At 62.1% G+C, this 19,138-nt stretch carries 13 protein-coding genes and 1 pseudogene; 4 read left to right on the top strand and 10 right to left on the bottom strand.

What is annotated here, in order from left to right:
• Nucleotides 1–138 precede the first annotated feature (138 nt).
• From AB4O25_RS03530 to AB4O25_RS03520, 3 genes are read left to right on the top strand one after another with little or no spacing between them, the layout of a single operon-like run.
• A complete protein-coding gene (locus AB4O25_RS03530) occupies nucleotides 139–1,677 on the top strand; it encodes a flavin-containing monooxygenase (RefSeq protein ID WP_116079570.1) in 1,539 nt (512 codons plus the stop codon).
• Nucleotides 1,674–2,564, top strand: a complete 891-nt coding sequence (locus AB4O25_RS03525; protein WP_017527957.1) for an SDR family NAD(P)-dependent oxidoreductase — start codon at nucleotides 1,674–1,676, stop codon at nucleotides 2,562–2,564. Before AB4O25_RS03530 ends, AB4O25_RS03525 begins: the two co-directional genes overlap by 4 nt.
• A 15-nt stretch (nucleotides 2,565–2,579) precedes the next feature.
• The gene (locus AB4O25_RS03520; RefSeq protein ID WP_017527958.1) at nucleotides 2,580–3,422 is read left to right on the top strand and encodes a metal-dependent hydrolase; all 843 of its coding nucleotides are present in this window, start codon (nucleotides 2,580–2,582) and stop codon (nucleotides 3,420–3,422) included.
• On the opposite strand, the gene AB4O25_RS03515 is transcribed toward AB4O25_RS03520, so the two are convergent.
• Nucleotides 3,419–5,494, bottom strand: a complete 2,076-nt coding sequence (locus AB4O25_RS03515; RefSeq protein ID WP_017527959.1) for a PTS sugar transporter subunit IIC/EAL domain-containing protein — start codon at nucleotides 5,492–5,494, stop codon at nucleotides 3,419–3,421. The two genes, AB4O25_RS03520 and AB4O25_RS03515, sit on opposite strands and share 4 nt — an antisense overlap.
• Nucleotides 5,495–5,798: 304 nt before the next feature.
• Here AB4O25_RS03515 and AB4O25_RS03510 point away from each other — a divergent pair, with 304 nt between their 5' ends.
• Entirely contained in the window at nucleotides 5,799–6,128 is a 330-nt protein-coding gene (locus tag AB4O25_RS03510) for a DUF6388 family protein (RefSeq protein ID WP_017527960.1), read from the top strand.
• Here AB4O25_RS03510 and AB4O25_RS03505 read toward each other — a convergent pair.
• From AB4O25_RS03505 to AB4O25_RS03465, 9 genes and pseudogenes are all read right to left on the bottom strand, one after another.
• Nucleotides 6,125–6,970, bottom strand: coding sequence for a serine/threonine-protein kinase (locus AB4O25_RS03505; RefSeq protein WP_460150490.1), 846 nt, complete (start codon nucleotides 6,968–6,970; stop codon nucleotides 6,125–6,127). The genes AB4O25_RS03510 and AB4O25_RS03505 overlap by 4 nt on opposite strands.
• A complete protein-coding gene (locus tag AB4O25_RS03500) occupies nucleotides 6,967–7,680 on the bottom strand; it encodes a PP2C family protein-serine/threonine phosphatase (RefSeq protein WP_032883446.1) in 714 nt (237 codons plus the stop codon). The genes AB4O25_RS03505 and AB4O25_RS03500 overlap by 4 nt, the downstream gene beginning before the upstream one ends.
• Nucleotides 7,681–7,685: 5 nt before the next feature.
• Nucleotides 7,686–11,068: pseudogene (gene tssM / locus AB4O25_RS03495) on the bottom strand (type VI secretion system membrane subunit TssM).
• 15 nt (nucleotides 11,069–11,083) lie between these two features.
• Nucleotides 11,084–11,947 carry a type IVB secretion system protein IcmH/DotU gene (icmH, locus tag AB4O25_RS03490; protein WP_068934785.1) on the bottom strand — a complete coding sequence of 288 codons (864 nt, stop codon included), beginning with the start codon at nucleotides 11,945–11,947 and terminating at the stop codon, nucleotides 11,084–11,086.
• A 5-nt stretch (nucleotides 11,948–11,952) separates the two neighbouring features.
• Nucleotides 11,953–13,281 (bottom strand): type VI secretion system baseplate subunit TssK, encoded by a 1,329-nt coding sequence (tssK, locus tag AB4O25_RS03485; RefSeq protein ID WP_017527965.1) that lies wholly within the window; start codon nucleotides 13,279–13,281, stop codon nucleotides 11,953–11,955.
• A 1-nt stretch (nucleotide 13,282) separates the two neighbouring features.
• A complete protein-coding gene (tssJ, locus tag AB4O25_RS03480) occupies nucleotides 13,283–13,768 on the bottom strand; it encodes a type VI secretion system lipoprotein TssJ (RefSeq protein ID WP_083221651.1) in 486 nt (161 codons plus the stop codon).
• A 5-nt stretch (nucleotides 13,769–13,773) separates the two neighbouring features.
• Nucleotides 13,774–14,958: a type VI secretion system-associated FHA domain protein TagH gene (gene tagH / locus AB4O25_RS03475; RefSeq protein WP_460150488.1), complete on the bottom strand. Its 1,185-nt coding sequence runs from the start codon at nucleotides 14,956–14,958 to the stop codon at nucleotides 13,774–13,776.
• 207 nt (nucleotides 14,959–15,165) lie between these two features.
• On the bottom strand, nucleotides 15,166–16,698 hold the full coding sequence (locus tag AB4O25_RS03470) for a sigma-54 interaction domain-containing protein (protein WP_460150486.1): 1,533 nt from the start codon (nucleotides 16,696–16,698) through the stop codon (nucleotides 15,166–15,168).
• Nucleotides 16,695–19,130 carry an AAA family ATPase gene (locus AB4O25_RS03465; RefSeq protein ID WP_460150484.1) on the bottom strand — a complete coding sequence of 812 codons (2,436 nt, stop codon included), beginning with the start codon at nucleotides 19,128–19,130 and terminating at the stop codon, nucleotides 16,695–16,697. The genes AB4O25_RS03470 and AB4O25_RS03465 overlap by 4 nt, the downstream gene beginning before the upstream one ends.
• Nucleotides 19,131–19,138: the final 8 nt, after the last annotated feature.

Below are 19,138 nucleotides of genomic sequence, written 5' to 3'. Positions count from 1 at the left end.
CTGGCGCAGGCGGTATTTTCAGGTAGATTATTTAAAATCTTTTTTAAAATAATTAATTCAATTTTCCTTTGCAATGGTGTTCTATCTAAAAGACACAACAAAAACAGGAGCACATCCGATGCCCACCAAGGACCGCCTATGAATGCCCACAGTGATTCAATCGACGTTGCCATCATCGGCTCGGGCTTTGCCGGCCTGTGCATGGCGATCCGGTTAAAAGAAGCCGGCTTCAACGATTTTTTTATCGCCGAGCAGGCCGACACCCTCGGCGGCACCTGGCGGGACAACCACTACCCCGGTTGCGCCTGCGATGTGCAGTCCCATGTGTATTCGTTTTCGTTTGCGCCCAACCCTGACTGGACGCGGCAGTTCGCGCCTCAGGCCGAAATCCGCGCCTACCTTGAGCAGTGCGCCAAGCGCTTCGAACTGGCGCCCTACCTGCGGTTTGGCATGGCCCTGCAACGGGCGGTGTTCGATGAGCAGCAGCAACGCTGGCAATTGAGCTTCAGCGATGGCCGCCAGGTGAGTGCGCGGGTGCTGGTGTCGGGGATGGGCGGCTTGTCGCGCCCGGCGTTGCCGGATATTCCGGGGCTCGACAGCTTCAAGGGTAAACGCTTCCACTCGCAGCAGTGGGACCACGACTACTCCTTGAAAGGCAAGCGCGTGGCGGTGATCGGCACCGGCGCCAGCGCCATTCAATTCGTGCCGCAGATTGCGCCGCAGGTGGCCCACCTCGATCTGTTCCAGCGCACCCCGCCGTGGATAATGCCCAAGCCCGACCGCGCCATTGCCCCGCTCGAACGTTGGTTGTTCAAGCACTTGCCCTTCACGCAACGCCTGGTACGCGGGGCTTTTTACTGGGCTCTGGAAGGTCGCGTGGTGGGCTTTGCCTTGCACCCGCGGCTGATGAAAATGGTGCAGAAGATCGCCCTGCGCCACCTGTACAAGCAAGTGGCACGCCCTTCCCTGCGCAAAACCCTGACGCCGGACTACACCATCGGCTGCAAACGCGTACTGATCTCCAATGACTACTACCCGGCGTTGTCGCGCAGCAACGTCGAGGTGATCACCGACCACGTATTACGCATCGAAGCCGATGGCGTGATCACCGCCGACGGCATCAAGCACCCGGCCGACTGCCTGATCTTCGGCACCGGTTTCCAGGCCAGCGACCCGCTGCCCCGCGATTGCATCATCGGGCGTGACGGCGTGGACCTGATGGACACCTGGCGCGAGGGTGCCCATGCCTATAAAGGCACCACGGTGCCGGGTTATCCCAATTTGTTCCTGATTATCGGGCCCAACACCGGCCTGGGGCATAACTCGATGATCCTGATGATCGAGGCTCAGGTGACCTACATCCTTGACGCGCTCAAACACATGCAGCGTCAGCGCATCGCCACGGTGGACGTCAAACCTGCCGTGGAACAGGCCTACAACCGCCAACTGCAAGACAAACTCAAGCGCACCATCTGGAACACCGGCGGCTGCCAGAGTTGGTACCTCGACCCTCGCACCGGCAAGAACACCACCCTGTGGCCCGGCTCGACATGGCGCTTCAAGCAGGTCACCCGCCAGTTTGCGCTCAAGGACTATGTGACCGAGCAGTTGCCGGTCAGCCCACCCGCGCGCCCTGCCACGGCGCCCTATCCCAGCGCAGAAGGCAGGTTGTCATGAAAACATTCAACGGTCGCGTGGCGGCCATCACCGGCGCGGCATCCGGCATGGGGCGCGCCTTGGCCCTGGCATTGGCGCGGGAAGGTTGCCACCTGGCGCTGGCGGACAAAAACGCTCAGGGGCTGGAACAAACCCTGGCCCTGATCAAGTCCTCGACCCTGGCGCCAGTCATCATCACCCTCCAAGTGCTGGATGTGTCCGATCGCCAGGCCATGGAGGACTGGGCCGCGCGCTGCGTGGCAGAGCACGGCCAGGTCAACCTGGTGTTCAACAATGCCGGGGTGGCGCTGTCCAGTACCGTGGAAGGCGTGGACTATGCCGACCTGGAATGGATTATCGGCATCAACTTCTGGGGCGTGGTCCATGGCACCAAGGCCTTCCTGCCTTACTTGAAGGCCAGCGGCGACGGCCATGTGATCAACACCTCCAGCGTGTTCGGCCTGTTTGCCCAACCCGGCATGAGCGGTTACAACGCCAGCAAGTTCGCCGTGCGCGGGTTTACCGAAGCCTTGCGCCAGGAACTGGACCTGCAACGCTGCGGCGTATCGGCCACCTGCGTACACCCCGGCGGCATCCGTACCGATATCTGCCGCAGCAGCCGCATCGACGCGAACATGACCGGTTTCCTGATCCACAGCGAACAACAGGCCCGCGCCGACTTCGAAAAACTCTTCATCACCGACGCCGATCAGGCCGCCAGGGTCATCCTGCACGGCGTGCGTAAGAACAAACGCCGCGTACTGATCGGCCGCGATGCGTATTTCCTCGACCTGCTCGCCCGTTGCCTGCCGGCGGCCTACCAAGCGCTGGTGGTGTTCGCCAGCAAGCGCATGGCACCCAAGCAACGCCGACCGGTGTTTGAAACCAACGACGAGACCCGTCTCTGAACAGGAGCACGCACTATGCTGCCCATCCGCCGCGACCTCCGTTTTGCCCTGCCTGCCGAGCGCATCAAGGACTGGCATGAACAAGGCCCGTTCATCACGCATTTCTTCAACGCGTTATCGCTGCTGTTTCCCCAAGGCGAACTGTTTTTCATGGACAGCGTGCGCCACTACCGCCAGCGCATCGATGATCCTGAATTGAAACAGCAGATCCAGGGTTTCATCGGCCAAGAGGCCATGCACAGCCGCGAACATGTGGCCTACAACGACCTGATGCAGGCCGCCGGCCTGCCGGCACACACCCTCGACCGGCGCCTGAAATTCATCCTCGACCTGCAAAAAAAACACTGCCCGCCGGCCTTCAACCTGGCCATCACCATCGCCCTTGAGCATTACACCGCGATGCTTGCCGAGATCCTGCTCAGCGACCCGACGCGCTTCGGCGATTCGCTCAAGGGCTACCAACAGATGTGGTACTGGCACGCGCTCGAAGAAACCGAGCACAAGGCCGTAGCGTTTGATGTGTGGAACACGGTGATCAAGCCCGGCCCCAAGCGCTACCTGCTGCGCACCGGCACAATGCTGACCACCACGGTGTTCTTCTGGCTGGTGGTGCTGGACTTCCACCTGCGCCTGTTGATCGCCGACCGCAAGGCGGGTGGGCTGCTCAAGGGCTTCTGGCGCATGCTGAAGTTTCTGTATGGCCCCAAGGGGGTTTTCCCACGGATGCTGCGGCCGTGGCTGCACTACTTCAAACCGGGTTTCCACCCTTGGGATCACGACAACCGAGCGCGCCTCACGGGCATCGAGGGCTTGATCGAGGAAATCGAACAGACGCGACGCGGCTACGAATCAGCCTAGGTGTCGGCCAGGGCCACGCGCTCGCGCACAAAACCCTCCACCTGATCGCCCGGCAGTGCCTTACTGAAATACCAGCCCTGGATAAACAACTCGGTGCCGGTATTCAAGAAGGCCAGCTGCTCGGCGGTCTCGACCCCTTCGACCACCACCCCCAGGTTCAGCGCCTCGCAAAAACGCAGCATGCCGGTCAGCACCTGGGCGCCCTTGGGGTCGTGCTGGGCCACCACGAAACTGCGATCGATTTTGATGAAATCCACGGGAAACTGGTGCAGGTAACTCAAGGCCGAAAAACCGGTGCCGAAATCGTCGATATAGACCTTGGCGCCGATGGCCTGCAACTTCTGGATGGTGTGGCGCGTGGCCTGGATATCACTGACCAGCGCGTCTTCGGTAATTTCCACCGACACCTGCCCGTGGGCCTGGGCCAGGATCTCCACCAGGCGTTCGCCGTAGCCGGCGTCGGTCAGGGTGGCGCTGGAAATATTGATGGTCATCGGCAAGGCAAAGCCCAGCTTTTGCCATTTCTGGTACTGGCGAACCGCCTGGGACGCCACCCACACATCCACATCCGGCATCAACCGCGCCTGCGCCAGCCACTGCAGGAACTCCCACGGCGAATGCACGGTGCCCTGGGCGTCCCGCGCACGCATCAACGCTTCGCAACCGGTGCACAGGCCGGTGCGGGTCGAGACTTGCGGCTGGAATTCGAGATAGAACTCATAGTCGCTGATCTGTTGGATACGGCTCAGCTCGTTGGCTTGGCGCGCCAGGACTTTGTGGGATGCCAGCACCGGGTCCAGCTCGCGCAAGCGGCCTTTTTCTTCCAGGCCACGAAAGGTCATGTCCAGCGACTTGAGATACACCGTGCCACCCTCGGCGGGCTGGCGATGAATCGCCCGCACGTAGGGCGCATACACCAGGGTTCCCAGCCCCAGGAGCGTCACTTGCAACGCCACCGCCGCCAGGTCGCCATGAGTGCTGAGGTAGGCATTGAGCAGCACCGGTGCGGTGAACGGCACACTGGCCACCGCCGGGGACACCCACCCCAGTTGCACCACGCTCAGCGCCACCATGGCGTTCAAGGCGGGCACCACCAGAAAAGGGATGAACAAGCGTGGGTTGAGGATGATTGGCAAGCCGAACAGCAACACCTCACTGACGTTGAACAACGACAGCGGCAAGCTCGCTATCGCCACCAGGCGCATCGACTGGCTTTTGGAAAACAGCAGGATCGCCAGCAACAGGCACAACGCGCCGCCCGAGCCGCCGATAAAGGCAAAACTGCCGAGCAGGCCGCTGTTGAGCACATACTTGATCGGCTCGCCCGCCGCCAATGCGGCACCGTTGAGCACCACTGCCTGGTCCAGCACATCGAACAACGGCTGCAGGGCGTACACGCCGTGAATGCCAAAAAACCACAACAGCGAGTTCATCAGGGTGGTAAACAAACCACTGCCGTAAGGCGACTCCAGGGCATCCAGCACCTGCGGCCCCTGCAACTGCGCCACATAGGGCACCTGCAGGAGCAAGGACAGCACCACCACCAGCGCCAGCGCGGTGATGGCGCCAGGCACCACCATATTGATCGTACCTCTAAGGTTGTGCCCCACCAGGTCCTCATTGACCAGGCGCGTCCAGCGGTAGCGGTGCAGCCAGGCAATGGCCGGCACATTCAACAGCGGCGAAGCGATGGCGATAAACAGCACGAAGGTCGCCGAAGCACGCGGGTATTCGCGCAGAATATACGTGGCCACCACGACATGGGCCAGGCACAGGAACGCCACCGGCAACTGCGGCAGGCGATACTGGATCGCCAGCATATAACCAATGGACGCGGCCACCAGCAGCGGGATCACCGAGCTGATCTGGTTGTGCAGCCCCGCAAGAAAAGCCACGACCTGTCGATCAACACCCAACACCCGCGCACATTCGGACAGGATCAGAAAAAACGCCGAGACCAACAGGCACGGCAGGATCCACAACAGCCCTTCGCGGATCGCGCGTAACGACTCGGTACCGGCCAAAGCAGCCAGACGCTGGGTAAAGAAAAGTTTGAATAGCGTTTGCGCCATGACACATCCCTCTGCCCATCGCCCACTGCCCTTGCAAGGCAGGGCCGGAAACTCCGGGGCTAACGCTACACGTCATGGCACTGGAAGCGAAAGCCTTTTGCCCGGTATACGGGTGATTTTTGCGCAATGAGTGACCGCCTCGACGGGCAGCGCCTCGCGGGCCCCGCTCGGGTACTGAGCGCCTATCTGGTATTGTTCGCGCACCGCCCGATACATGCCTGGGTAAATCCACCCTTACGCAGCCGCGTCCGCTGTCATGCGGCCCGGCACGCGGGCCTTGTTCCACCTGATTTGGAGCACACGCTTGTCACCACCTGGCGATAACCACCAGCGCGCGCTGGACCGATTCCTCAACGAGCACCCCGACGTCGCAGCGGAGCTGGACACCCTGAACCCGCTCGCCGCCCAGGCCAAGGGTGAAACCCAGGCGCAGTATCGCGCCGAACGGCTGCATGAAGCCTTCGAAGCCGAGGCGGAACGCCAAGGGCTATTTGCCTGGGAATTAACCCTCAAGCTCACGGCGGACTCCCCCGAAGCCTTCGAGACCCAGCGCCTGGAAGTGCACAAGGAAGTGGCCCAGATGGCCGGCCTGGGATGGGACGAATACTGCAAGTTGCATGACTTGGCCGGTTAACGCTCAAACCACAGCCACCCGCGGTGCCGCTGCCCGCCCAGCGCTTCGCGTAATTCGGCGGCGCTCAGGGTTCGATACGCCGGGTCCGTGGCCAACGCCGAACGCAGTGCCGGCCAGCAGTGTCTTGGCAATTGACGAGGCCGGTGCAGGGGTTCATTGAGCTGCCGCACACGCCCACGGGCCAACGCAAAGAGTACGCAGGCCGCGCCATACAGGTCGGTACTCGCGCACGGGTACGCGCCGGCTATCAGTTCCGGTGCCGCATAGGCAGGGGTCCAGGCGTTCAAACGGCTGCGGTTCAAACCGGGCAGCCCGGCGGCCTGCTGCGCCTGGGCATGGCCCAGGCCAAAATCGAACAAACGCACGCCCTGCTCGCCCACCATAATGTTGGTCGGCTTTACGTCCCCGTGCACAACGCCTTGCCGGTGGACGGACGCCAGCGCATCCAGCAGCTGCAAGGCCAAGGGTTGCAGCTCGTGCCAGGGCAACCCATCCGGGCATTCCAGCAGCAAGCGGTCCAGGGTCAGGCCTTGCAGTAACTCCATGGTGAAAAACGCCGCCTGGCAAGCGGTGTCGACCTCGAAGGTAAACAGGCGCACCACGTGCTCATGTCGCAGGCTTCGGGTCAGTGCGAACTCGCTGTACAGCAACACATGGCCATCGCACGACTCAGTCAGCGTTTCGCCCAACAGTTTCAGCGCCACCCGCGCATCGGGCTCGCCGAACGCCTCGTGCAGCAGGTCACGGGCACGATAGACCACCCCCATACCGCCAGAACCCAATACCCGCTCAAGCTGGTAACGGCCCGCAAGCAGGGTCGACGGGCCGATGCGCGCGCTCATGGTTGAACCACCACGGCCGTCAGGTCGTCGCGGGCCGGCCCACGCAACGCGTCGGCAAACAACCGGTCCACCACCTGCCGGGGAGTGCCCGCATTCAACGCACGGCCCAACTCGCCATGGCTGAGCCCCTGATACAACCCGTCGCTGCACAACAAAAATACATCCCCAGGATGCGTACTGAGCTCCAGTACCTCCAGGCTCAGAGGCTGTCGACCGCCGAGGGCACGGGTCAGCGCCCTGGCATCCGGATGGGCCCGAGCCTGTTCCGGGCTCAGTTGCTGGGTGTCCATCAGGTGTTGGCGCAGAGAATGATCCCGCGACAGCTGGTACAGGCGCCGCCCACGCCATAGGTAGCAGCGACTGTCCCCCGCCCAGATGCAGGCCGCGCGCTGACCGTCCAACAACAACACGACCACCGTGCTGCCCATGATGCCCTCGCCGGCTTGCTGCGCCGGCTGCCCCAGCCGGCAGTCCAGCCATCGCAAGCATCGCCGCACCGCCTCGACCCGCTCATCGAGGCTGCCCTGGCCTGGCAACGCCGCCAGGCTGCTGATGACCCACTGACTGGCCACATCCCCGGCACGGTGGCCGCCCATGCCGTCGGCGACCGCCCAACAACCACGCTGTGGGCCGTCAAAGAACGCGTCCTCGTTGCGAGCACGCATCTTGCCGCGTGACGTACGCCCAATGCTGCGCCAGCGGGCAGGCATCTGGCTCACAGCTGCTCCGGCAGGCGAAAGGTGCGCCATGCGGCCATCTGAAACGGGCCGGGATTGCGCTGGCTGGTGAGCAGGAAGTTAGCGCGCAGCCCTCCGAGATCGGCCTTGAGCACTTGTGCATCGCGACCGCTGGCGGGCTCGCTGTGCATCAAGTCCAAAACCGGAACAACGACCACGGCCCACTGTTCTTTTCGATCCCCAGCGGCCGCTCCATACCCCGCTCCAGCACCAGGCTGCTGCGGCCGTTGTCCGCGTCGCTTGGCCAATGGAATGCCATGGGCACGATCGGACCATGCCGGTACTCAAGCTGTTTATCGCCAATGCGCAGCACCGCACGGCTGACCGCCTGATCCAGGCTATAGGGTGCCAACGTGAATCGAACGGCCCACTCCCCCTGCTCTTCACTGAAAAAACCCTGGCGAATCATGTGTACTTTCACCAGTTGTTCCAACAACGAACGTGACACCGGCAGGCTGCGGCCATCCAGGCCGCGCAAGCGATAGCGGCCGCCCTCGGCACTTACGAAGGGCCGCAGGTAATGGTCATAAAAGCGTGCCATGCCTCCCCGAGGCTTGAAAAACTCCTGGAAGTCACCGAGGGCGACATCGCTGCCGGCATGGGCATTGAACGGGTAGCGGCGTTGAATCGCCTTAGCATAAAAACCATACACCTCACTTTGATAACGCTGATTCATAAACACATAGGTATCCTCCAGCAGCAACCGCCAACTGTCGTCGGCAATGCCTTCGAACCACCCCTTGAGCGGCGACGGCAGACGCACCGCGGCATCACGCACCTTGCCCAACAATGGCAACTGCCCCTCCATACGATGCTTGACCAGGTTGAATGCCGCCTGTTCGGGTGCGCCCTCGCGGTGAAGGGCCGCCAGTTGCTGCTGCCATTCATCGAGTAGCCGCAACGCCTGTGTCAGTTCGACGCCTGGGTTCTGCTCGGTGTCGAGCAAGCGGTGCAACGGTTCGAAGCGCCGTTGCAATGCGCGTCGCGCCGTATCAGGCGTCGCCTGCCCTGGCACGCGGCCGGCCAGCACGCTGGCCCCCTCGAACGGAACCTGTGCGGCCAACTCGCCTACCTGCTGGCTGATGGCTTCAGCGCGATCACCCGGCAGCAATCGGGTGTTTTCCCTCACCCGTTGCAACAGTTGCACCAACGGCGACTGGGCTGACGCCAGGCTGGCCAGCTCATCGGCATGCTGCTTGAGGCCGTCGCTCGGCTGCAGGCGGACTTGGCTGATGGCCTGGCTCCAGGCGTCGGCGTACTCGCTGAAATAGCGCTGTTCCAGCACCAGCATCAATTGGCGCAGGTCCATGGCGCTGAGGTCGCCGTTTTCTCCCAGCAGCCAATTATCCTGGGCAATGGCATTGACCAGCCTGGGGCCCTGCTTTTCAAAATACTGCACATACCGTTTGGTGTAGAAACCGGGGATAGGTTGCTCCGCAGCGGCAAATCCGGGGCCTTCTACCAGACGATAGGGTTCCAGGTCGCGGGCTTGTTCGCGCAGCACCCGATAGACCCCTTGCGCCAATGACTCTCCACGCAGGTCCTGGCGAGCGTCTGCCACCAGCGCAGTGTTCAAGGACGCCACGAAGGGTTGCTCTAATAGCTGCGCGAGGTGTTCATTCAAGCGGTTCTGCGCCGAGGCATTCCCGGCATAACGCTGCGACCAATAACCGGCCATGCGCCGCGCCAGCCATGCGTTGTCGCGACGCTCGCGCAGGCTGAGCATCAGGTAGGCGCGCAAGCTGTCCGGCAGCGCCTCGCGATCCCCCAGGTCGGCGCGCACCTGTTCTTCGAGCAGCGCGGTCAGCAAGGGTAGCAACTGCTGATGCAGCGCCTCTGCATAGGCCCGGGTCAGCAGTGGGCGGCTTGGTTCACCTTGATACAAGCCGGCCCGCTCGTGCCACTGACTGTCCTGCGCCGCCGGGAACAACCGCATTGCAGCCAAACGACTGTCCAGCAACGGCAGCAACGCCAGGGTAGCGTCCAAACCGGCATCGGCGGGCGGCAGTGGTTGAGTCAGTTCCGCCAACCGCATCAGGCGCTGGTGGTTGAGCCCGTAGCTGTGAGCCCATAGCCCGCCCGCCCCGGCGAGCACCAGGGACGCCGCCAGCGCCAACAGCCCCTGGTGTCGCCGGATGCGTTGGCGCTCCGACGCATGCAGCCCGGCAAGATCGGCCTCGGCAAAGATCACCCGGTTGAATAACCCCTGAATGAAGTAGACACGTCGCTCACCCGCCTGCGCACAGGTCAGGTAAACGCCACGCAACCCATTGATGTGCTGGAAACGATGAGCGGAAAACGCAGACTCCACGAACTGGCACAGGCGTTCGCCGATTTGCGCAACGTGCCGAGGAAAATCAAGCATCTGGCCACGACGCTCAAGGTTACGCTCGTGCTGCAAGCGCGCAGTCAGCTCTGCCACAAGGCGTTGCAGCAACCCCTCGAACGCCTGGCGGACCTCGGCCATTGCGGTCCCCGTGTTGCCTGCGCCGACATACACGCCCAATACCGCATCTGCGCTGTCACCCTGGGGCGCGTCGAAGAACTCAGTGAAGCCGGGCAGTCGATCCGCCTGGGTCAGCACCAGATAGATCGGCACGTCCAGGTGCAATCTCTGTTGGATATCCTGTAAGCGGGTGCGCACGTGGCGTGCATGCAAATCCAGGTCATGCTCATTGCTGCCAAGCAGCGTCTCTACCGCCAACGTCACCACCACGCCATTGAGCGGGCGCGCCCGACGCCGCGACTTGAGCAACCCCAGAAACGTCGACCAGCCCGCGCCGTCCACCGCACCTTCAGGTTGATCCAGGTATCGCCCTGCGCTCTCGACCATCACCGCTTCGTCGGCCAAGTACCAGTCAAAATACGCGGTTGTACCTGGGGGCACCGACTCGCCCCGATCCAATGGCAAGTGCAGCCCTCCGGCGGCCAGGACACCGGTCTTGCCACTGCCCTGCTGGCCAATCAATAGGTACCAGGGCAAGGCGTTACGCCAACGGTCGCTGCGCTGCGCATAGCGACGGGTAGTCTTCAGCGTGTGCAGGGCCTCCTTGAAACGCCCGCGCACCTGCCTTTGTTCGTCGTCGATCAGCCCCGTGCGTTGATACCGCTCCTGGTACTCAGGCTGCTTCAGTCGTGCAGTACGGCGCGCGCCCACCACGACCATCGCCAGCCCCCACAGCAGAAACAACCCACTGATGGTCACCAGGCGAGCCGTCGAGCCCTGCCAGAACCGGTGGTCAGCCACTGCCAGCAACGGCCCAAAAAACCACACCAGCAGTGCGCTGGACAGCACCAGCAACAGGCTCCAGACCCAACTTTTGCGCAGCACGGTGCCCGCGCCCTTGAAGAATGCGTTCATTCATTGCTCCCAGCGTTACAAGGGCGTCCGCGTCTGATCCGGCGCCAAAGGTTGAAAAAGTTGCAGCACCGTCACGCGCTCATTACCCAAGACCCAGGCAAACCCCGAGTACATCGCCAGCAAACCGGCACACGCCAAAACAGCGACCCAGGTGGCCGACACAATGCGCAGCCGCGCGCCTGGCACGCGCCCTGCGTTCGCGGGGGTAAATATCGGCAGGCGCTCGCCGCGTACATGCCGGATCTGTCGATACAAGGCATCTCGGATGTCCTCGAGCTGCGCCCCTCCCCGCTCCATAACCCGATACTTACCTTCAAACCCCATCGACAGGCACAGGTACATCAACTCAAGCATGGCCACGTGCTTGACCGGATCGCGGCTCAGCCGCTCCAGCAGTTGGAAAAACTTTTCGCCACCGAAGGTTTCGTTATGAAAGCGGCTCAGCAGGCTCGTCTTCGACCAGTGGCTACGACTACCCCATGCAGTGGTGACGACCGCTTCGTCAATTACGCTGCACAGCACGTAACGCGCGGACATCACCTGGCTGTTCGCTACGCCCTGGTGCAGGGCATGTGCTTCAAACGCGGTAATGGCCGACGACAGTCGGTCATTGAGGCTCTGCAAGCTCTCCCGAGCGGTGCTGCTTCTGAGTTCAACAACCTGTGACAGCAGGTCCCAGGCGGCTGCCACCAGAGCATTGGGCCCCATCTTGAAACCCTGGGCGCCTTGCAGGCTGGCGGTGTAGATCATCCGGTCTTCCAATTGCTCAAAGCGTGGTGGCGAGGGGTAATCCGTCACCGCGGCCTGCGCCGGGGCACGACCCTGGCGGTCGAGCAGAACGGTTTTTTCGTCCTGCGGGTATTCGCTGTCCATGGTCATGGCGTTCAGTTCCTGATGGCCCAGAAGTTGAGTTCAAGCGCCGCAAACTCGCCGCTGGCGTGGAAGGCAAAACCGCCGGACTGTTCCAGTTGCGTGATATCCCGGGCACTGAGTTCGAGCATGAAATAGGTCTTGCCGGCATGGAACGGAATCTGGCGTGGCGCCACCGGCAGCGGTTTTACCTTGATACCGGCCAGGTGCAGATTGACCAGCTCACGTATGCGCTCAACCGGTCCAACCTTGAGATGCGCGGGCAAACGGTGGCGCAGTTCTTCCGAATCGCAGTGGGCGGTTGCCGCCAGAATGAAGGTTGCCGCGCCCAACAATTTCAGATCGCTTACGGGGCACACCAGCACCCCGTATTGCCGTGCTTCCAGCGGGAGTTCGATGGCGTGCTGTTCCAGCACCGCTGACAGCACCTTGCGAATACCGTCCATTAGCCCACGAAAGCTCGCCCCCTGATCTCCATGCCGATAACACCCTTCCACCTGCGCGCGTTTGTCGTCGACGGCGAAGGTAGACAGCTCACCGAGAATCGACAGCAATACCCGGTACACCGCCTCCGGACGCACCTGGCTTTGGCTCAGGTAGTGACGCAATAGCACCTCGGTACGATTGATCAGTTGCAGCATCAGAAAGTCGCCGAGCTGGGCACCGGCCGAACCTCCATTGCCCTGGACGCGGGCGGCAATCGCATCGCCTCGGGCAGCCAGCAGGCTGACCACCTCCTTGACGCATGACGACACATAGCCGGCGCTCTGCACATAAATAAACGTCGGTACGAAGTCCGCGTCCAGCTGTACGCCGGCCTCTCGCGTGGAATCGAGCACCTGGGCTACCTGGAGCTTCACATGCAGCGAATCACTGGGTTGTTCCCCCAATTGCAGGTGTAGATCCGGGCGGGCGCAGTGGATCTGGCAGTGAGCGTTCATACCGACATTCGAGTCTGCGATCTGTGTTTCGTAACTCACATAACGCGCCAGCACATCGCTTTGCTCTGGCTGGCGCACGTCCAGTTGATTGCCGATGGCCAGGGGCAACGCCAGGAACACGGCTTGCCCAGCGGTGTCGGCGGGTACCTGCAACACCAGCGGCGGCATGGTGTTGTTCAATTCGAACAGGCTTCCATCGGGAAATACCCCGCTGGCCTGGTTGACGACCAGCTTGCCCAGATTCAGGTACTGCACATCGATGTCCAGCGTCAGGAACCCCCAGCCATCCCTGCTCAGCAAGCGGCTACGGTTGAGCTGTTGATGGTAATAACGGTCGTTGTGCTGCAAGTGCTGCGGACGCAGCAGCATGCCCTCCCGCCAGATGACTTTATCAATCTGCATTTCAGTTCTCCGACCGGCCGGCTTGAGGGCCGACAGCGCGAACCCCCGACTCGTCAAGTAACAACTGCGCGCGCGTCAGTTGCTGCCGGGTAACGGGCAGTACCAGGCGCCATTGCACATGCGGCAGGTCGCGATAGGCTGCCAACACGCCGATATAACGACTCTGCGGTTCGATGCTGAGCTTGAGCACCTGCTGTTCACCGGGGCGCAACTCCAGCTCTTCGCTGTTGACCCAGTCTTTGGGCAGTGCCTGCTCGGCGTGGCTATAGAGGCTGAAGAAGTCAGCATTTTCGAACGCCGCCGGGTGCCGCAACTCAAGCAGGCGCACGACCACCGGAGAGGGCCGGCCGTGAAGATCGGGGTTGACTGTGTCGCTGGCCGTCAAGCTCAGGTCGAGCTTGGTCAAGGTTGAAAACGGTGAAAGGCTGCCACAACCGGTCAATAGGCCCAGGGCAAGCAGCATTGATATAAAGGTGGCTCGATACATGATTGTCATCCCGGATAAGCCGCATGCAGGGCGCCGACGAGACGCACCTGCTCCTCATACGCTTTGGAAAAGTCGTTGCGTAACAGCTGCTCGCCCAAGGGGTGCTCCTCGCTCAGGCGCATGTAATGGCGTTGGTATGCCCGCCAACGAGCGCCGTCGGTAGCGAACCGGGGCGGGTTGCCCTCACGTTCGAAGCAGAGCAGCAGATGGCCGGGGGCAAACGTCGCGAGCGCGCTGCGCACCGCTGCACGGCAGGCCACGACCAAGGCCAATTGGTGAATTTGCATCTCCCGGCACGCCTGGGCGATCGCCAATTCGGCAGGCAGTTGGCCCGAATCGCCTGCGCCCAACAGCGACGCCAAGGCTGCCTGTGTGTCGCCGCAATCTTGCAAGGGGTTGCGGCGCGTGCGCGCCAGCGCTGTGCCGTCCAGGTTCAACTCACTGTTGAGCTCATCGCGGGTCCGCAGGCTCTGCTGCAACCCTTCGGTGGTTTGCCTGAACAGTCTCGCCACCTTGATCGCCAGGGCTTCGCGCCCCAGGGTATCGAGTGCATCCATCTCCACGCCCAGCACAGCGCCGAACTGTGACCAGAACCCTTCACCTGCAGGCGTCGTAACGGTCTGCGCCGCACTGGAAGGCCCAGGGCTGGCGGGTTCGGCCCAACTCGGCACGATCAAGTGGTCTTGTTCTACGGCACCGTGGGAAAGCAGGCCTCCGGGCACTTCTGCACGGGGCTCCGATGCATCCAGATGCTCGGGTAACTCGCTGCCCGGTTGCTCACGCTCCAGGCCGTGCAAGGGGTCCAGTATCAGAAACGCATCGTCGGGAATCGTCTCGTTGCCGGCAAAGGCCGGCCGGTCATAATGCGCCCCCTGCCCTATCAGTTGAGCGCGAATGCTCACCGCCCCCAACTGGTACACATCGCCTTCGCTGATCAGACGCGCCTGGCCTTTGCACAACCGCTCCGTGCTGCCAGACACGCCGATACCATTGCTGCTGATATCGGTGAGAAAGTATTGGCCGTCTCGGTAACCGACCAAACCATGGAGACTGGAAAGCAAGCGATCGGGATCGGCAATCACCCAGTCACACCCAGCCCCACGCCCGATCACGCCGCCGACGCCGTCGAAAAGCTTGCGGGCCGGCGGTTCGCCGCTCCCGCTATCACACACCTCAAACACTAACTGCATGGCAGGTTTTCCCAACTCAATGGCCTCGACGGGGCGCCTGGGAGTCACCCAGCGCACGGTAATCAGCATCATCAAAAACGTAATTGCCGTTACAACCGCTCAGCAAACACAACACAAGCACCAAGGCGTGCCAGGGGCGAAGAAGCATCAGGTATCTCCCAGGAAAATGAGGCTGGCGTCGAAGCACCAGGTCCATGCGCGCACCATTCAGCCTTCCCCTCGGGCATCACTGCAGGGAATATTCAGACGTGCCAGGCGGTACAGCAGCGTGCGGCGCGCAACCCCCAACTCACGGGCGGTGCGGGTTCGGTTGCCACGGTTCTTGTGCAGGCAGTCGATCAAAAATACCCGCTCAACCCGCTCCAGGCGTTGGCGCAACGTTGCATCGAGGGCCATGGCAGTCGGCGCTGGCGACAGGCACAAATGCGCGGGCAAGATCACACCGTCATCGCAGAGCAGTACGGCACGTTCCACCAGGCATTTGAGTTCGCGCACATTGCCGGGGAAAGCATGGCTCGACAGTTGATCCAAGGCCGCACTGGACCACTGCACCGACGTACAGCCGAGTGCCGTACACGCTGTTTGCGCGAACTCTCGCGCCAACAGCAACACATCACCGCCCCGCTGACGCAAGGCCGGCAGTTCGATGGGAAATTGCGCCAATCGGTAGTAGAGATCCTCACGGAAGCTGCCTTCGGCCACCATTGCAGCGAGGTCGCGATGGGTCGCGGCGATGATGCGCACATCGACCTTGTGGGCTGCACTGGCTCCCAACGGACGGATTTCGCCCTCCTGCAACACCCGCAGCAACTTGGCCTGTAATGACAGCGGCATATCGCCGATTTCGTCCAGCAGCAATGTTCCGCCATGCGCGGCGTCGAACAGCCCTGCATGGTTACGCTCGGCGCCGGTGAACGCACCCTTGCGATAGCCAAACAGTTCACTTTCCAGCAACCCTTCGGGAAAGGCGGCGCAGTTCTGCACCACAAAGGCTTTGCCGCTACGCGGCCCGCTGGCGTGAATGGCCCGCGCCACCACCTCTTTTCCGGTCCCGGTCTCGCCGCGCAGCAAAACTGTGTACGAGGTGTTCAGCACCTTGCCAATCAAACGGTAGGTTTCGTCCATGGCTGTGCTGTTGCCGATCAGCCCATACGCCGTCCGGGCGACCGGCGTGCCAGGTTTTGTCGGGGAAGCGCTTTGCACAAGGCGCAGCCCCTTCAAAACGCCCAGCTGGTTCAAGGCGAAACTCCCCAGCAACCGCAATGACGGGCCATGGCCCTGCAAGGATCGGGGACGCTGGCTGGCGCATAACAACAGGCCCGTCACGCTCGCGCGCCGCCCCGACAATGGCACGCATGACAACGCCTGCCAGGGCAACCTCGCGGCCGGCAGAAAGGCACTTTCGTAGACGCTGTTGGCCAGGTCCTCCAGGCTCAAAGAGTGGCCCTGGCTGAGGACATAGTGCAGCAATTGCTCATGCTGGAAGTCATAGCTACTTGCCGGCTCGCCAAGCGCCAGTGCGCCGGGCAAATGCTGGGCAATCAGGTCGAGGCGCCCTGTCACCTCGTCGCGCCAATACAATTGGGCAAGTTCGCACTGGCTTAGTTGTGCCGCAGCCGTCACACAGAGCTGCGCTAACGTGGTCTCGTCAGCGTCGATACCCAAGCGAGCGAACCAGGTGAGCAGCACATCGGCGTAGTCCAAGGGATGGGGCAATTGGGCAAACAGATTGTCGCTCATTGGCTGAACTCACAGGTCGGTTGCCCGCCGGCATCCAGGCATGCATGGACCCGCGACAGGGTTTCGCCGCAGGCCATTGCCTCCAACAGGCGATCAACCATCTGGGGCAACAGGTGGATCTCGATCCATTGGTCGATATACCGCGCACCGCTGTCCCAGTGGTTGCAACGCTCGGCCATATAGGTGATCAGTTCGCGCGTGTAACCGAACGCCAGGTTGCGCAGTTTCAGCCGTTGCCCCAGGCGGTCCAGCTTGAGCCTTGCCAGGTCATGCAGCACTTCACCTACAACCGGGTAATAGGGCACGACACGCATGCGCGCCAGCAGCGCCGGCTTGAAGTAATCGCGTAGCAGCGGATGTATCGCGTCTTGCAACACCTGCGGATCTGGCCGCCGGCCCCCTGCGCATAGATCGACGATGCATTCGCTGCCCAGGTTGGAGGTCATCAGGATCAGCGTGTTACGAAAGTCGATCTCTCGGCCTTCGCCATCATTGGCCAACCCTTTGTCGAAGATCTGATAGAACAGGTTCAGTACGTCCGGATCGGCCTTTTCGACCTCGTCGAGCAGCACCACCGAGTAAGGTCGTTGGCGCACGGCTTCCGTCAGTACCCCGCCCTCGCCATACCCCACGTAACCCGGCGGGGCACCGATGAGCCGAGACAGCGCGTGCTTCTCCTGAAACTCAGACATATTGAGGGTAGTGACAAATCGCTCACCGCCGTACAGCAAATCCGCCAGGGCCAGGGCCGTTTCGGTCTTGCCCACGCCACTTGGGCCCACCAACAGAAACACCCCAACCGGAGCGTCGGCCTTGTTCAGACCGGTGGCGACCGCGCGTTGGTTACGGTCGAGCGCCAGCACCGCGTGCTCCTGACCGAGGATGCGTGAGCGCAACGCGTCGGCAAAACCAGACACTGTTTCACTGTGTTCAAGTGCCAACTGCTCAACCGGAATACCGGTCCAGGCACTGATGACCTGTGCCACCAATCGCGGGCAGACACGCGCCGGTTCGACCCGCGCTTGCGACTCAAGCCAGGCTTGCTCCAAAACCCGACGTTCGATCTCGACAGCCGCCAATCGCACGTTCAATGCGCACAAGGATTGCTCGTCCACCGGTAGCCCGGTGTCCTTGTCTCGACTCATTGCCTCGCGCTGCTGCAAGCCTTCAGCATGCTCGGCGTTCAGGCGCTGGAGTGCCTCAGGTGCGGTTGCCTGGCTGATTCGTGCGCGGGCGCAGGCAGTATCCAGTACATCGACGGCCTTGTCGGGCAACTGCCGCCCGGCCAGGTAACGGGCGCTCATGTGAGCCGCCGCGACAACGGCATCGTCACGGACATACACGCCATGGCTGGCTTCATACACCGGCGCCAGCCCGCGCAGGATCGAAATTGCCTGCTCCACGCTGGGCTCGCCGACCAGCACCGGCTGGAAACGTCGCGCCAAGGCAGGGTCTTTTTCGAAGTATTTTTTGTATTCAGACCAGGTGGTGGCCGCGATGGTGCGTAGTTCACCGCGCGCCAGAGCCGGCTTGAGCAGGTTGGCGGCGTCACCGCCACCCGCCTGGGCGCCCGCGCCCACCAGCGTATGCGCCTCGTCGATAAACAGAATCACAGGCTGCGGCGAGGCGTTGACCTCATCGATCACGCCTTTGAGACGGCGTTCAAACTCGCCCCGAATGCTGGCGCCGGCTTGCAGCAAGCCCATGTCCAGCGTGAGCACCCGTACCGCCTTGAGGGGCTCCGGCACCTGTGAGTTGACGATGCGCAGGGCCAGACCCTCGACAACGGCGGTCTTGCCCACCCCGGCCTCGCCGACGAGAATCGGATTGTTCTTGCGCCGGCGCATCAGTATGTCGATCAACTGAGCAATCTCTACGTCACGGCACAACACCGGGTCGATACGCCCTTCATGGGCCTGGCTCGTCAGGTCATGGGTAAAGCGCGCCAACAACGACTCACCCCTGGCTGACGAGGGGATAGCGGCAACCTGACTCAACGTAAACTCAAGCACACGCTGCGTATCCAAACGGCTCAAGACCCTTTGATAGGCGCTGCCCGCGTGCTGGGGGTGACGCAAGATCGCCAGTAACAAGGCACCGTGGTCCACTTCGGTCTGGCGCAGTTCCAGATGCGCCACCATCAACGCTTGTTGCAACCATTGCACAAGGGCCGGGGCGAACACCGGATTGCGCGACGCGCTCGCCTGCCCCTTGGGCTGCAGTGCGGCTTCCAGTTCGCCAGCCTGGACCTGCGCATCGGCCAACGCCCGCACCAGCAGGCCATCCCGTTGTTCAAGCATGGCCAGCAGCAGGTCTTCAACCAGGACGTCGCTGCCACCGCGCATCACGCAACGTTCGGCCGAACGCTCCAAATCTCGACGGGCCAGGGGCGTCAATGTGTTGATAAGTTGTTGCAGGTCTACATTCATCATAATCACTC

Source organism: Pseudomonas sp. S3_A03 (genome assembly GCF_054668275.1).
This window is presented reverse-complemented; position numbering and strand designations above follow the sequence as displayed.

What these genes read in the sequence shown, in the direction of transcription:
- AB4O25_RS03530 (WP_116079570.1), top strand. Translation starts at nt 139, where the DNA reads ATGAATGCCCACAGTGATTCAATCGACGTTGCCATCATCGGCTCGGGC.
- AB4O25_RS03525 (WP_017527957.1), top strand. Translation starts at nt 1,674, where the DNA reads ATGAAAACATTCAACGGTCGCGTGGCGGCCATCACCGGCGCGGCATCC.
- AB4O25_RS03520 (WP_017527958.1), top strand. Translation starts at nt 2,580, where the DNA reads ATGCTGCCCATCCGCCGCGACCTCCGTTTTGCCCTGCCTGCCGAGCGC.
- AB4O25_RS03515 (WP_017527959.1), bottom strand. Translation starts at nt 5,494, where the DNA reads ATGGCGCAAACGCTATTCAAACTTTTCTTTACCCAGCGTCTGGCTGCT.
- AB4O25_RS03505 (WP_460150490.1), bottom strand. Translation starts at nt 6,970, where the DNA reads ATGAGCGCGCGCATCGGCCCGTCGACCCTGCTTGCGGGCCGTTACCAG.
- AB4O25_RS03500 (WP_032883446.1), bottom strand. Translation starts at nt 7,680, where the DNA reads ATGCCTGCCCGCTGGCGCAGCATTGGGCGTACGTCACGCGGCAAGATG.
- icmH (WP_068934785.1), bottom strand. Translation starts at nt 11,947, where the DNA reads ATGACCATGGACAGCGAATACCCGCAGGACGAAAAAACCGTTCTGCTC.
- tssK (WP_017527965.1), bottom strand. Translation starts at nt 13,281, where the DNA reads ATGCAGATTGATAAAGTCATCTGGCGGGAGGGCATGCTGCTGCGTCCG.
- tssJ (WP_083221651.1), bottom strand. Translation starts at nt 13,768, where the DNA reads ATGTATCGAGCCACCTTTATATCAATGCTGCTTGCCCTGGGCCTATTG.
- tagH (WP_460150488.1), bottom strand. Translation starts at nt 14,958, where the DNA reads ATGCAGTTAGTGTTTGAGGTGTGTGATAGCGGGAGCGGCGAACCGCCG.
- AB4O25_RS03470 (WP_460150486.1), bottom strand. Translation starts at nt 16,698, where the DNA reads ATGAGCGACAATCTGTTTGCCCAATTGCCCCATCCCTTGGACTACGCC.
- AB4O25_RS03465 (WP_460150484.1), bottom strand. Translation starts at nt 19,130, where the DNA reads ATGATGAATGTAGACCTGCAACAACTTATCAACACATTGACGCCCCTG.